Source organism: Enterobacter asburiae, assembly GCF_008080435.1.
GTDB lineage: Bacteria > Pseudomonadota > Gammaproteobacteria > Enterobacterales > Enterobacteriaceae > Enterobacter > Enterobacter asburiae_C.
Genome location: NZ_VRKN01000005.1, coordinates 378,144 through 392,370, shown reverse-complemented (window position 1 = coordinate 392,370; position 14,227 = coordinate 378,144). Strand labels below are relative to the sequence as shown.

Annotated in this window: 12 protein-coding genes; 3 read left to right on the top strand and 9 right to left on the bottom strand. The window is 54.3% G+C overall.

Translation table 11 applies throughout. The features are described from left to right. Positions 1-77: 77 nt before the first annotated feature. Positions 78-1,310: a phosphoglycerate dehydrogenase gene (gene serA / locus FU672_RS12945; protein WP_024906569.1), complete on the bottom strand. Its 1,233-nt coding sequence runs from the start codon at positions 1,308-1,310 to the stop codon at positions 78-80. A gap of 266 nt (positions 1,311-1,576) precedes the next feature. Beyond that, the gene (rpiA, locus tag FU672_RS12940; RefSeq protein WP_003860091.1) at positions 1,577-2,236 is read right to left on the bottom strand and encodes a ribose-5-phosphate isomerase RpiA; all 660 of its coding nucleotides are present in this window, start codon (positions 2,234-2,236) and stop codon (positions 1,577-1,579) included. A gap of 127 nt (positions 2,237-2,363) precedes the next feature. On the opposite strand from rpiA, the gene argP reads away from it, so the two are divergent. Further along, entirely contained in the window at positions 2,364-3,257 is an 894-nt protein-coding gene (gene argP / locus FU672_RS12935; protein WP_008499727.1) for a DNA-binding transcriptional regulator ArgP, read from the top strand. 42 nt (positions 3,258-3,299) lie between these two features. On the opposite strand, the gene FU672_RS12930 is transcribed toward argP, so the two are convergent. The 7 genes from FU672_RS12930 to tkt form a co-directional block, all read right to left on the bottom strand. Beyond that, positions 3,300-4,031 (bottom strand): oxidative stress defense protein, encoded by a 732-nt coding sequence (locus FU672_RS12930; protein WP_023618222.1) that lies wholly within the window; start codon positions 4,029-4,031, stop codon positions 3,300-3,302. 91 nt (positions 4,032-4,122) lie between these two features. Next, positions 4,123-4,758 (bottom strand): arginine exporter ArgO, encoded by a 636-nt coding sequence (gene argO, locus FU672_RS12925; protein WP_148243526.1) that lies wholly within the window; start codon positions 4,756-4,758, stop codon positions 4,123-4,125. 145 nt (positions 4,759-4,903) lie between these two features. Then, positions 4,904-5,758 carry a small-conductance mechanosensitive channel MscS gene (locus tag FU672_RS12920; protein WP_148243525.1) on the bottom strand — a complete coding sequence of 285 codons (855 nt, stop codon included), beginning with the start codon at positions 5,756-5,758 and terminating at the stop codon, positions 4,904-4,906. Between the two features lie 186 nt (positions 5,759-5,944). Next, on the bottom strand, positions 5,945-7,024 hold the full coding sequence (gene fbaA, locus FU672_RS12915; RefSeq protein WP_029739216.1) for a class II fructose-bisphosphate aldolase: 1,080 nt from the start codon (positions 7,022-7,024) through the stop codon (positions 5,945-5,947). Between the two features lie 92 nt (positions 7,025-7,116). Further along, positions 7,117-8,280, bottom strand: coding sequence for a phosphoglycerate kinase (gene pgk, locus FU672_RS12910; protein WP_148243524.1), 1,164 nt, complete (start codon positions 8,278-8,280; stop codon positions 7,117-7,119). A gap of 49 nt (positions 8,281-8,329) precedes the next feature. Next, the gene (gene epd / locus FU672_RS12905; protein ID WP_023333324.1) at positions 8,330-9,349 is read right to left on the bottom strand and encodes an erythrose-4-phosphate dehydrogenase; all 1,020 of its coding nucleotides are present in this window, start codon (positions 9,347-9,349) and stop codon (positions 8,330-8,332) included. Positions 9,350-9,677: 328 nt separating this feature from the next. Continuing rightward, the gene (gene tkt, locus FU672_RS12900) at positions 9,678-11,669 is read right to left on the bottom strand and encodes a transketolase (protein WP_148243523.1); all 1,992 of its coding nucleotides are present in this window, start codon (positions 11,667-11,669) and stop codon (positions 9,678-9,680) included. 272 nt (positions 11,670-11,941) lie between these two features. Here tkt and loiP point away from each other — a divergent pair, with 272 nt between their 5' ends. Both loiP and FU672_RS12885 read left to right on the top strand, forming a co-directional pair. After that, positions 11,942-12,700 carry a metalloprotease LoiP gene (gene loiP / locus FU672_RS12890; RefSeq protein ID WP_021242066.1) on the top strand — a complete coding sequence of 253 codons (759 nt, stop codon included), beginning with the start codon at positions 11,942-11,944 and terminating at the stop codon, positions 12,698-12,700. Between the two features lie 209 nt (positions 12,701-12,909). Then, positions 12,910-14,178, top strand: a complete 1,269-nt coding sequence (locus tag FU672_RS12885) for an OprD family outer membrane porin (protein ID WP_148243522.1) — start codon at positions 12,910-12,912, stop codon at positions 14,176-14,178. Positions 14,179-14,227 lie beyond the last annotated feature (49 nt).

The following is a 14,227-nucleotide window of genomic DNA, read 5'->3' as shown; positions in this document are numbered from 1 at the left end:
TTACCCGGCCTACATCAATCCTCAAACATTGTAGGTCGGGTAAGCGTAAGCGCCACCCGACACCACAAACCGCACCATCAGTACAGCAGACGCGCGCGAATCGTCCCCGCAATAGACTTCATGCTCAGCAACGCTTTCTCGGCAACATCGTCATCCGCTTCGATATCAATGACCACGTAGCCCATCTGCGAGTTCGTCTGCAGATACTGCGCGGCAATGTTGACGCCCTGCTCGGCAAAGATCTGGTTGATCGCGGTCAGCACGCCCGGACGGTTTTCGTGGATGTGCAGCAGACGACGACCACCATGCAGCGGCAGAGACACTTCCGGGAAGTTCACGGCAGAGAGCGTAGAACCGTTGTCGGAATATTTGCTCAGTTTACCCGCCACTTCCAGGCCGATGTTCTCCTGTGCTTCCTGGGTAGAACCACCGATGTGCGGCGTCAGGATCACGTTATCGAACTCGCACAGCGGAGAGGTAAACGGATCGCTGTTGGTGGCGGGTTCCGTCGGGAACACGTCGATGGCCGCTCCCGCCAGATGCTTACGCTTCAACGCATCCGCCAGTGCCGGGATATCGACAACCGTGCCGCGCGCGGCGTTAATCAACAGTGAGCCCGGCTTCATCAGCGCCAGCTCTTCCGCGCCCATCATGTTTTTGGTGGATGCATTTTCCGGCACGTGCAGGCTCACCACGTCGCTCATATTCAGCAGGTCAGAAAGGTGTTGAACCTGGGTCGCGTTACCCAGCGGCAGCTTGCTTTCAATATCGTAGAAAAACACATGCATACCAAGGGATTCCGCCAGAATACCGAGCTGCGTACCAATGTGACCGTAGCCGATAATCCCCAGTTTTTTACCACGCGCTTCATATGAGCCAGACGCCAGTTTGTTCCACACACCGCGGTGCGCTTTGGCGTTAGCTTCTGGAATGCCGCGCAGCAACAGCAGCAGTTCGCCAATCACCAGCTCCGCCACGGAACGGGTGTTGGAGAACGGGGCGTTGAAGACAGGGATACCGCGTCTGGCGGCAGCATTCAGGTCAACCTGGTTGGTACCGATGCAGAAGCAGCCAATAGCCACCAGCTTTTCCGCCGCGGCAATAACGTCTTCAGTCAGGTGAGTACGGGATCGCAGGCCAATGAAGTGGGCATCACGGATGGACGCTTTCAGCTCCTCGGTATCGAGCGCGCCTTTGTGAAATTCGATGTTGGTGTAACCTGCCGCACGAAGGCTATCGATTGCTTTTTGATGCACGCCCTCGACCAGCAGGAATTTAATCTTGTCTTTCTCCAGTGATACCTTTGCCATTTACCCGACCCTGTTTTTGTCTGAACTGATGTTGTGCTGGATATGAATCCGCTGTAGCCAACATATCAAAAAAAACTATTGCAGCAATATGAACGTTTGCGTCGGCACTCTGAAGAGAAGTCATACAGAGCAAAATGTCAGAGGAAAATGCTATGGAAATTTACAAACGCGGCAGGATCGGCAAATGAGGCGGAAAAACGTGACACAAGTCACCGAATTTAGCTTTTCAAAATTTTTTTAGCGGGGGGAGGACTCCCCCCGTCAGATCATTTTACGATGGTTTTCACGCCGTCAGCGGTGCCGATCAGCGCCACATCCGCGCCACGGTTGGCGAATAGCCCTACGGTCACTACGCCTGGAATGCCGTTGATGGCATTTTCCAGCGCGATCGCGTCGAGAATTTCCAGACCGTGAACGTCGAGGATCACGTTACCGTTGTCGGTGACTACGCCCTGACGGTATTCAGGACGACCGCCCAGCTTCACCAGCTGACGGGCAACCGCGCTACGCGCCATTGGGATCACTTCGACCGGCAGTGGGAAATTACCCAGAATGTCGACCTGCTTGGAGGCGTCCGCGATGCAGATAAACTTGTCCGCAACGGAGGCGATGATCTTTTCGCGCGTCAGCGCCGCGCCGCCGCCTTTGATCATCTGCATGTGGCCGTTGATTTCATCCGCGCCATCAACGTAAATCCCCAGACGATCCACTTCGTTGAGATCGAAAACGGTAATGCCGAGGCTTTTCAGCTTTTCCGTGGAAGCATCAGAGCTGGAAACCGCACCCTCGATTTGCCCCTTCATCGTGCCCAGCGCATCGATAAAGTGTGCCGCGGTTGATCCCGTACCGACACCGACAATGGTACCCGGCTGCACGTACTGGAGAGCGGCCCATCCTACTGCTTTTTTCAGTTCATCCTGCGTCATGATCGTTTTGCCTGTGGTGTGAAAACTCAGGGCGCATTATAGAACACGTCGAATGGAATTCGTCTGCCACAAAGGGAAAATTGTGTCATAGTGCAGAATAAGCAAAATTAAGGAGCCAGCCAGAGCAATGAAACGTCCGGACTACAGAACACTACAGGCACTTGATGCAGTTATTCGTGAACGAGGTTTTGAGCGCGCGGCGCAAAAGCTTTGCATCACGCAGTCCGCCGTATCACAGCGTATCAAACAGCTTGAAAACATGTTCGGCCAGCCGCTGCTGGTGCGTACCGTGCCGCCACGTCCAACCGAGCAAGGGCAAAAGCTCCTCGCCCTGCTGCGTCAGGTTGAACTGCTGGAAGACGAGTGGCTGGGTGACGAACAAACGGGCTCTACGCCGCTGCTGCTCTCTCTGGCGGTCAACGCCGACAGTCTGGCGACCTGGCTGCTGCCGGCCCTGGCGCCGGTATTAGCAGACTCCCCTATCCGCCTGAATCTCCAGGTGGAAGATGAAACCCGTACCCAGGAACGCCTGCGTCGCGGTGAAGTGGTTGGGGCGGTCAGTATCCAGCCTCAGGCGCTGCCAAGCTGCCTTGTCGATCAGTTGGGCGCACTGGACTATCTGTTTGTGGGTTCAAAAGCGTTTGCCGAGCGCTACTTCCCGAACGGCGTCACCCGCGCCGCGCTGCTGAAAGCCCCTGCCGTGGCGTTCGACCATCTGGACGATATGCACCAGGCATTCCTGCAGCAAAACTTCGATCTACCGCCGGGCAGCGTGCCGTGCCATATCGTGAACTCGTCGGAAGCCTTCGTGCAGCTTGCGCGTCAGGGCACCACCTGCTGCATGATCCCGCATCTGCAGATTGAGAAAGAGTTGAAAAGCGGTGAGCTGATTGATCTGACGCCAGGGCTGTATCAGCGTCGGATGCTCTACTGGCACCGTTTTGCGCCGGAAAGCCGCATGATGCGCAACGTCACCGATGCGCTGCTGGCGTACGGGCATAAGGTGTTGAGACAGGATTAAAAAACAAGCCGGGCGGCGGCTTCGCCTTACCCGGCCTACAGATTACTGAGCCGGTTTCGGCTGTGCTGCAACAGGTTCCAGCTGGAAGACCACATCCACCTGATCGTCGAACTGAATAGTTGGCTGCTCGTAAGTTTCCTGAGCGGATACCGGGGCGGCATCAGCCTTCATCATCCGTACCATCGGGCTTGGCTGGTAGTTAGAGACGTGGTAACGCACGCTGTAAACCGGGCCGAGCTTGCTCTTAAAGCCAGAAGCCAGCTGTTCCGCCTGGTGAATGGCATCATCAATCGCCGCTTTACGCGCTTCGTCTTTGTATTTCTCCGGTTGCGCAACGCCCAGCGACACGGAACGAATTTCGTTCAGACCCGCCTTCAGCGCGCCATCCAGCAGCGAGTTAAGCTTATCCAGCTGACGCACGGTCACTTCGACGGTACGCACGGCACGGTAGCCTTTCAGGATGCTTTTACCATTCTGGTAGTCGTAATCAGGTTGAGTACGCAGGTTCGCGGAGTTGATATCTTTTTTACCTACACCGTTCTGCTCGAGGAAAGAGAGATATTGCGCAACACGATCGTCAGCCTGCTTCTTGGCAGATGCCGCATCTTTCGCAGCCACATTGACTTCAATTGCCAGCGTTGCAACATCGGGTACCGCGTCCACGCTTGCGGTGCCTGAAGTGACGATGTGCGGGCCATCCGGCAGTTCACTTGCCTGCACCGACACCGCACCAAAACTTACTAATGCCGCCAGGGCCATCACCTTAAACTTCACTGTTATTCCTCCATGTTGCGAAGAGTGCCCATTAACAGGGCGCATGCCAGCAAGCTTAGCGGGTCTTGTTCAGTTGTCCATAAGACAAGGATTAGTTGAACAATTCCTGAACGTGGTGAATCCCCTCTTTTGCCAGCTGAAAAGCAATAAACCACATCACCAGGCCCACCAGAGTGTTGATGATGCGCTGGGCTTTGGCAGTACGCAGACGAGGTGCCAGCCATGCGGCCAGAATGGCGAGACCGAAGAACCAGAGGAAAGAGGCGCTGACCGTGCCAAGCGCAAACCAGCGTTTCGGCTCAACGTCCAGCTGTCCGCCCAGGCTGCCCAGCACCACGAAGGTGTCCAGATAAACATGCGGATTAAGCCAGGTGACCGCCAGCATGGTGACGATAATCTTCCAGCGGCCCTGCTTCATGACGTCCGCGCTCGCCAGTTCGAGGTTGCTGCTCATCGCCGTTTTCAGGGCACCGAAACCATACCAGAGCAGAAACGCCACGCCGCCCCAGGTGACCAGCGCCAGCAGCCAGGGAGACTGCATCAGCAATGCGCTACCGCCAAAAATCCCGGCACAGATCAGCAGTAAATCGCTTACCGCGCACAGCAGGGCAATCATCAGATGATACTGGCGGCGGATACCCTGGTTCATCACGAACGCATTTTGTGGGCCGAGGGGAAGGATCATGGCTGCACCTAAGGCAAGGCCTTGAAAGTAATAGGATAACATGACGCAATTCTCACAGTGTTGTTCTGGAAGCAGACTATACTGCGCGAATCACATTAGAGGAAATTGATAATATTAATTGGGGATTAGCTGCGCTTATAAAAATAAAGCCCGGTGGCGCTAGCGCTTACCGGGCCTACTGATGAAGTTATTCTGCTTCTTTGACTTTTTTGACGTTTACGTCCATCTGCGGGTACGGGAAGCTGATGCCGTTGGCGTCGAAGTCACGCTTAATGCGTTCCAACACGTCCCAGTACACGTTTTGCAGATCGCTGCTCTTGCTCCAGATACGCACCACGAAGTTAATCGAGGAAGCGCCCAGTTCGTTCAGGCGAACCGTCTGCTCTTTGTCTTTCAGAATGCGATCGTCTGAAGCAATGATGTTGGTAATCAGTGACTTCACCTGATCGATGTCGGAGTCATACGCCACGCTGATAATCAGTTCGTTACGACGCACCGGTTCACGGGAGAAGTTAATGATGTTGCCCGCGATGATTTTCCCGTTCGGCACCACTACGATACGGCCATCGACGGTACGCATGGTCGTGGAGAAAATCTGTACCTGCAGCACGGTTCCGGCAATACCGCCAAGGTCAACGTATTCACCGGAGCGGAATGGACGGAAGGTGACCAGCAGAACGCCTGCCGCCAGGTTTGAAAGCGAGCCCTGCAGCGCCAGACCAATAGCCAGACCGGCGGCACCGAGAACGGCGATAACGGATGCGGTCTGCACACCCACACGACCCAGCGCCGCAATCAGCGTAAAGGCGATAATGCCGTAGCGCACCAGCGCAGAGAGGAAGTCAGCCACCGTGGCGTCAATGTGACGGGCCAGCATTACGCGGTTAACCGCGTTCGATACGATACGCGCCACGATCATCCCGACGATGATGATGGCAAGCGCCGCGACGATGTTCACGGCATAGCTCAGCAGCAGCGCCTGGTTGCGCACCAGCCAGTTACCGGCATTATTGATGCTGTCTACAACATCGAGTTGTTCCATTTATTCTTCCTTTTGTTAAACCAAAACACAAAATCCATCCCCCATGGAGACAGGCAGGTCCGTAAAGGGTAAACAAAAAGCGCAAGTATTGCCAAACAGATCACAAAAACCGGTCTGTCAGGATATTGAAAAACCATAAAAAAAGGCCCGCATTTGCGGGCCTTCAGATACTGTTAGCAGCTCAAATTACAGAACGTCTACCGCGTTCAGTTCTTTGAATGCCTGCTCCAGACGAGTAATCATAGAAGTCTGGGCAGCGCGCAGCCATACGCGTGGATCGTAGTATTTCTTGTTCGGCTGGTCTTCGCCTTTCGGGTTGCCCAACTGACCCTGCAGGTAAGCTTCGTTGGTTTTGTAGTACTGCAGGATACCGTCCCATGTTGCCCACTGGGTGTCGGTATCGATGTTCATTTTCACTACGCCGTAGCTTACGGAGTCTTTGATTTCCTGAGCAGAAGAACCGGAACCGCCGTGGAAGACGAAGTTCAGGCTGTTGTGCGGCAGGTTGTGTTTCTTAGAAACGTATTCCTGAGAATCACGCAGGATGGTCGGGGTCAGAACCACGTTACCTGGTTTGTAAACGCCGTGTACGTTACCGAAGGACGCTGCAATGGTGAAGCGTGGGCTGATTTTGCTCAGCTCGGTGTAAGCGTAATCAACGTCTTCTGGCTGAGTGTACAGTGCAGAAGCGTCCATGTGGCTGTTGTCCACGCCGTCTTCTTCGCCACCGGTGCAACCCAGTTCGATTTCCAGGGTCATGCCCATTTTGGCCATGCGCGCCAGGTATTTAGAGCAGATTTCGATGTTTTCGTGCAGTGACTCTTCAGACAGGTCGATCATGTGAGAAGAGAACAGTGGCTTACCGGTTGCCGCGAAGTGTTTTTCACCCGCGTCCAGCAGACCGTCGATCCACGGCAGCAGTTTCTTCGCGCAGTGGTCAGTGTGCAGGATAACCGGAACACCGTAGTGTTCAGCCATCTGGTGTACATGGTGCGCACCAGAGATAGCACCCAGGATTGCAGCACCCTGAGGAATGTCAGTTTTCACGCCTTTACCTGCGATGAATGCAGCGCCGCCGTTGGAGAACTGAACGATAACTGGAGCTTTAACTTTAGCAGCAGTTTCCAGTACGGCGTTGATGGAGTCGGTACCCACGCAGTTAACCGCTGGCAGTGCGAAGTTGTTTTCTTTAGCTACCTGGAACACTTTCTGTACGTCATCACCAGTGATAACGCCAGGTTTTACGAAATCAAAAATTTTAGACATGTTGCTTAGTCCTGTATCTTCGGCCGTTAGAAAAGGTGCGAGCTCTTAAAAGCGCGCTGAAAATTGGGCAGGTTTCCCTGCCCTTGAATGGCTTACTTCTTAGCGCGCTCTTCGAGCATTGCTACTGCTGGCAGTACTTTGCCTTCCACGAATTCGAGGAATGCGCCGCCACCAGTGGAGATGTAGGAGATCTTGTCAGCGATACCGAACAGGTCGATTGCTGCCAGGGTGTCACCACCGCCTGCGATAGAGAACGCTTCGCTGTCTGCGATAGCGTTAGCAACGATTTCAGTACCTTTGCGGAAGTTCGGGAATTCGAACACGCCAACAGGACCGTTCCACAGGATAGTTTTTGCGTTTTTGAGGATTTCAGCCAGTTTCTGTGCAGAAACGTCGCCCAGGTCCAGAATCTGCTCTTCATCTTTGATGTCTTTTACAGATTTCAGGGTTGCCGTCGCGGTTTCAGAGAACTCGGTCGCTACGCGAACGTCAGTTGGAACTGGGATATCGCAGGTTGTCAGCAGGCGTTTCGCTTCGTCAACCAGATCTGCTTCGTACAGGGATTTACCCACGTTGTGGCCCTGAGCGGCAACGAAGGTGTTCGCGATACCACCGCCAACGATCAGCTGGTCAGCGATTTTAGACAGGGAATCCAGAACGGTCAGTTTGGTAGAAACTTTAGAACCACCAACGATAGCCACCATTGGACGAGCAGGTTCTTTCAGTGCTTTACCCAGTGCTTCCAGTTCGTCAGCCAGCAGAGGACCCGCACACGCTACGTCTGCGAATTTACCGATACCGTGGGTAGACGCCTGTGCACGGTGAGCCGTACCGAATGCATCCATCACGAATACGTCGCACAGCGCAGCGTATTTTTTGGACAGGGTTTCGTCGTCTTTCTTTTCGCCTTTGTTGAAGCGAACGTTTTCCAGAACAACCAGTTCACCGGCTGCCACTTCAACGCCGTCCAGGTAATCTTTCACCAGGCGAACCGGGTTGGACAGTTTGTCTTTCAGGTAATTAACCACTGGCAGCAGAGAGAACTCTTCGTTGTACTCGCCTTCAGTTGGACGACCCAGGTGGGAGGTGACCATCACTTTCGCGCCCTGCTTCAGAGCCAGTTCGATGGTTGGCAGAGATGCACGGATACGCGCGTCGCTGGTCACTTTGCCATCTTTAACCGGTACGTTCAGATCGGCACGGATGAAAACGCGTTTACCAGCCAGATCCAGATCGGTCATCTTAATTACAGACATGGTGAATCCTCTCGTTGATTCTTAAAGTTTTGCAGACGCACAATGCGTCTTACCTGAAACCTTGAGCGGCCATCGCTAACGTGGTGTCGAGCATTCGGTTAGCAAAGCCCCATTCGTTATCACACCAGACCAGCGTCTTGATAAGGTGTGCGCCACTGACTCTCGTTTGCGTGCCATCGACGATGGCGCTGTGCGGGTCGTGGTTAAAATCTACTGAGACCAACGGTAATTCCGTATAGTCAACTATACCATGAAATGCCCCCTGTGCCGCTTTTTGCAGCAACAGGTTGACTTCACAGGCTTTTACCGGTTTTTTCACCGTCACGCTAAGGTCGATTGCGGTGACGTTAATCGTCGGGACACGCACGGCAATCGCTTCAAAGCGGTCATTAAACTGCGGAAAAATTCGGGTGATCCCTGCCGCCAGTTTCGTATCCACCGGAATGATTGACTGGCTCGCCGCGCGAGTGCGTCGTAAATCCGGATGATAGGCGTCGATCACCTGCTGATCGTGCATGGCGGAGTGAATCGTGGTCACAGTGCCGGATTCAATGCCATACGCATCGTCTAACAGTTTGATGACCGGAATAATGCAGTTAGTGGTACAGGAGGCGTTGGAAACAATGCGGTGTTCGGCTTGCAGCTCATGCTGGTTGACGCCAAACACGACGGTCGCGTCGAGGTCGTTACTGCCGGGATGAGAAAAAAGGACTTTTTTCGCGCCTGCAGCCAGATGCGCTTCGCCATGTTCGCGGTTGCCGTACACACCGGTACAGTCAAGCACCACATCCACACCCAGTTCACGCCAAGGTAGCCCGGAGATGCTGTTCTCATGCAGCACACGAATAGCGTCGTCACCCACAAAAAGCTGATCTCTTTCCTGGCGCACATCCCAGGCAAAGCGTCCGTGGCTGGTGTCATATTTCAACAAATGCGCCATGCCCGTAGCATCCGCCAGTTCATTGATTGCCACCACGGTTATTTCCGCCCGACGTCCGGATTCATACAAAGCACGAACCACATTACGTCCGATGCGACCGAAGCCATTAATCGCTACGCGTACGGTCATAGATCTCCTGCAAAGCAATCCCTGAGTTTGAGGTGGCTGAAAGAGTAATCCAGCTACGCCCGAAGGGGAATCCTTGCTGTCACAAACTGCGATTGATTGGTCAATTGTCGAACATTTAATCGACTGAAACGCTTCAGCAAGAATAAGCGAATCGGGGAATAAAAGGAATGTCTGTCCAGATGAATAAGCGAGCTATATGACTTGCGTCACATTTTAGGTGGAATAATGCCTACAAAAAAGCCGGGTGGCGCGCTAGCGCTTACCCGGCCTACTTTCGTGCCATTTGTAGGCCCGGTAAGCACTAGTGCGCCACCGGGCAAAACGGCGATTACAGCAGTTCTTTCGCTTTCGCGACAACGTTCTCAACGGTGAAGCCGAACTCTTCGAACAGCAGCTCTGCCGGAGCAGACTCACCGAAGGTGGTCATGCCGACGATGGCACCGTTCAGGCCCACGTATTTGAACCAGTAGTCAGCGATACCCGCTTCCACTGCCACACGCGCGGAAACCGCTTTAGGCAGAACGGACTCACGGTAAGCGGCATCCTGTTTGTCGAACGCATCGGTAGACGGCATGGAGACCACGCGTGCTTTCACGCCTTCGGCAGTCAGTTTTTCCCACGCTGCAACAGCCAGTTCAACTTCAGAACCGGTGGCGATGAAGATCAGCTCTGGCTGGCCCGCGCTATCTTTCAGCACGTAACCACCGCGAGCGATGTTCGCCAGCTGCTCTGGCGTACGTTCCTGCTGTGCCAGGTTCTGACGGGAGAGGATCAGCGCGGTTGGACCGTCCTGACGCTCAACGCCGTATTTCCACGCCACCGCGGATTCAACCTGGTCACATGGACGCCATGTGCTCATGTTCGGGGTCACGCGCAGGGAAGCCACCTGCTCTACCGGCTGGTGAGTTGGGCCATCTTCGCCCAGACCGATGGAGTCGTGGGTGTAGACCATCACCTGACGCTGTTTCATCAGCGCGGCCATACGCACGGCGTTACGTGCATATTCAACGAACATCAGGAAGGTAGAGGTGTACGGCAGGAAACCACCGTGCAGGGAGATACCGTTGGCAATCGCAGTCATACCGAATTCACGTACACCGTAATGGATGTAGTTACCGGCAGTGTCTTCGTTGATCGCTTTAGAACCGGACCAGATAGTCAGGTTAGAAGGCGCGAGGTCTGCGGAGCCACCGAGGAACTCTGGCAGCAGAGGACCGAACGCTTCAATCGCATTCTGAGACGCTTTACGGCTCGCGATTTTAGACGGGTTCGCCTGCAGCTTAGCGATGAACTCGTTCGCTTTCGCGTCGAAGTCAGACGGCATGTCACCTTTCATACGACGGGTGAATTCAGCGGCTTCCTGCGGGAACGCTTTCGCATAGGCAGCGAACTTCTCGTTCCAGGCAACTTCTTTCGCCTGACCCACTTCTTTTGCATCCCACTGAGCATAGATCTCAGATGGGATTTCGAATGCAGGGTGTTTCCAGCCCAACGCTTCACGGGTCAGTGCGATTTCCGCATCGCCCAGTGGCGCACCGTGGGAGTCGTGAGTACCCGCTTTGTTCGGCGAACCGAAGCCAATGATGGTTTTGCACATCAGCAGGGACGGTTTGTCCGTCACAGCGCGCGCTTCTTCCACTGCACGTTTAATCGAGTCAGCATCGTGGCCATCAACACCACGCACAACGTGCCAGCCGTAGGCTTCGAAGCGTGCTGCGGTGTCGTCAGTGAACCAACCTTCAACGTGACCGTCGATGGAGATACCGTTGTCGTCATAGAACGCAACCAGTTTGCCCAGCTTCAGGGTACCTGCCAGGGAGCACACTTCGTGAGAAATGCCTTCCATCATGCAGCCGTCGCCCATGAACGCGTAGGTGAAGTGGTCTACGATGTCGTGACCAGGACGGTTAAACTGCGCCGCCAGCGTCTTCTCAGCAATCGCCATACCCACGGCGTTAGCAATACCCTGACCCAGCGGGCCGGTGGTGGTTTCTACGCCAGCGGTGTAACCCACTTCCGGGTGACCTGGAGTTTTAGAGTGCAGCTGACGGAAGTTTTTCAGCTCTTCGATAGGCAGATCGTAGCCGGTGAGGTGCAACAGGCTATAGATCAGCATAGAGCCGTGGCCGTTAGACAGCACGAAGCGGTCACGATCAGCCCATGACGGGTTCTGCGGGTTGTGGTTCAGGAAATCACGCCACAGGACTTCGGCGATATCAGCCATACCCATAGGGGCCCCTGGGTGGCCGGATTTGGCTTTCTGTACTGCGTCCATGCTCAGCGCACGAATAGCATTAGCAAGCTCTTTACGTGAGGACATTTTAACTCCAGATCGGACTGTTAAAGGCCATGCCCTTGACGACAGCGCGTTTTGGGCTACGCCGGAAAAAAGTGCCAACAATGTAACCCAAGCCGCAAGTCATGTACATGGAGCATTCTTTTGCTTGTTAAGAAATCTCTGGATCATGCTCGCATGTTGCGCAATCTACTCGCCCGGCTCTGTCGATATTCCTTATACTTAGCCCGACACCGGCTTCGCTGACGGTGCACTTTTCGGATTTTATTCAGATTAACGAGTACGGAAGCAACCTCATGAAAATGCGTGCAATAGTGCTGGCCCTGGGTACAACGCTCCTGCTGAGCGGCTGTCAGAATATGGATTCTAACGGTCTGATGACGTCAGGCGCAGAGGCCTTTCAGGCCTATTCCCTGAGCGATGCGCAGGTGAAAGCGCTGAGCGACCAGGCCTGTAAAGATATGGACGGAAAAGCCACGCTTGCGCCGGCTAACAGTACCTACACGCAGCGTCTGAATAAGATTGCTTCCGCGCTGGGCGACAACATCAACGGCCAGCCGGTGAACTACAAGGTGTACATGGCGAAAGACGTGAACGCCTTCGCGATGGCGAACGGCTGTATCCGCGTCTATAGCGGTCTGATGGACATGATGACCGACAACGAAGTGGAAGCGGTTATCGGCCATGAAATGGGCCACGTTGCCCTGGGCCACGTGAAGAAAGGAATGCAGGTTGCGCTGGGCACCAATGCCATCCGCGCAGCGGCGGCCTCAGCGGGCGGTATCGTTGGCAGCCTGTCGCAGTCACAGCTTGGCGACGTGGGTGAAAAGCTGGTTAACTCTCAGTTCTCCCAGCGTCAGGAGTCCGAGGCGGATGACTACTCCTACGATCTGTTGCGCAAACGCGGCATTAATCCATCAGGTTTAGCCACCAGCTTTGAAAAACTGGCCAAGCTGGAAGCGGGACGCCAAAGCTCCATGTTTGACGATCACCCAGCCTCAGAAGAACGCGCACAGCATATTCGCGACCGTATGGCCGCAGACGGAATTAAATAATTTCAGCAGGAGGCAGTTTTGCCTCCTTTTTATTTCGCATGAATTGTTAACTTAACAGCACGTATCGATAACACCCCTGAAAACCCCGCAAATACGCTCTATCACATTGAAATACCTTGTCACATAATTATTGCAAAGGTAACTTTTTCCGGTAATTATCACCCCCGCAGTTATTCAAATTAATATATCCAGACAGAGACGTTCCCTCCGTGAAAAAAGAATTATCATTAATTGCTTTAAGTTTATTTGCCGCATTACCTGCCACTGCAAGCCAGCAATCCGACAGCCAGGGTTTTATTGACGACAGCCATCTGGATCTGTTCTTACGCAATGCGTATATCAGCCGCGATTACCATCAGGGCCAGCAGGACAAAGCCGAATGGGGTCAGGGGATCATCGCCACGTTTGCATCCGGCTATACCGAAGGGCTGGTGGGCTTTGGTGTGGACGGTATTGCTCAATATGGCGTGCGGCTGGATGGCGGCCGTGGCAAAAGCGGTGCAGGCGGTATCGACTTCTTTAAACAGGAAGATGATGGCCGGGCAAAATCCGATCTGGCAAAGTTTGGCGCAACCGCCAAAATGCGCATATCAAACACCGTACTGAGCTACGGGAATCAACGCCCTGAACTGCCCATCATTAATGCCGACAGCTCCCGCCTGCTGTTTGAAAGCTACACCGGCACCATGCTGACCTCGAAAGAGATCGACGGTCTGGAAGTTAACGCCGGTTACTTCACCGACGAGCAGCGTAAAAGCGATGACCGCCACAACAGCGGACTGAAGAGCCTCTCCTTCGGCGGTGCAAGCTACCGGTTCAATGACCAGTTTAGCGGCGCGCTGTACGCCTCTCATAATGAAGAGGTGATGAACAAGCAGTACCTGGGCATGAACTTCAGGCAGCCGTTCAGCACCGGGCAGCAGCTGGTGCTCGACTTCAACGGCTATAACTCCCGTCTGGACCAGGGTTACGCAGACAGCCTCGACACGGGCCGCAGCAACACCATCTGGAGCCTGGCGGCGAGCTACATCTGGGATATTCACACGTTCAAAGTGGCGTACCAGCAGAGCAGCGGCAGCACCGGCTACAACTACGGCGGCTATCGCGACAAGGGCGGCGTGGGTGACGGCGGTAACACCATCTGGCTGGCGAACTCCTACTGGTCTGATTTTAACGGCGAAGATGAACGTTCCTGGCAGGCATCCTACGGTCTGGACTTTGGCGGCCTTGGCTTACCGGGCCTGAGCTGGACCACCGCCTACGTACGCGGCGATAACATCAAAACCTCTGAAACCAGCAACGGCAAAGAGCACGAGTGGTTTAACCAGATCCAGTACCAGGTGCAGGATGGTCCGGCGAAGGATCTGAAGCTGAAACTGCGCTACTCCGTCCTGCGCGTTTCCAGCAACGCCAGCGAGTACAACGTGGGCGGGGACGAGATCCGCGCTTACGTGGAATACCCGTTTAACGTGTTCTAAAGGCAATAAAAAACCTCTCAAGAGAGAGGTTTTTTTCACGCCAGGCGAG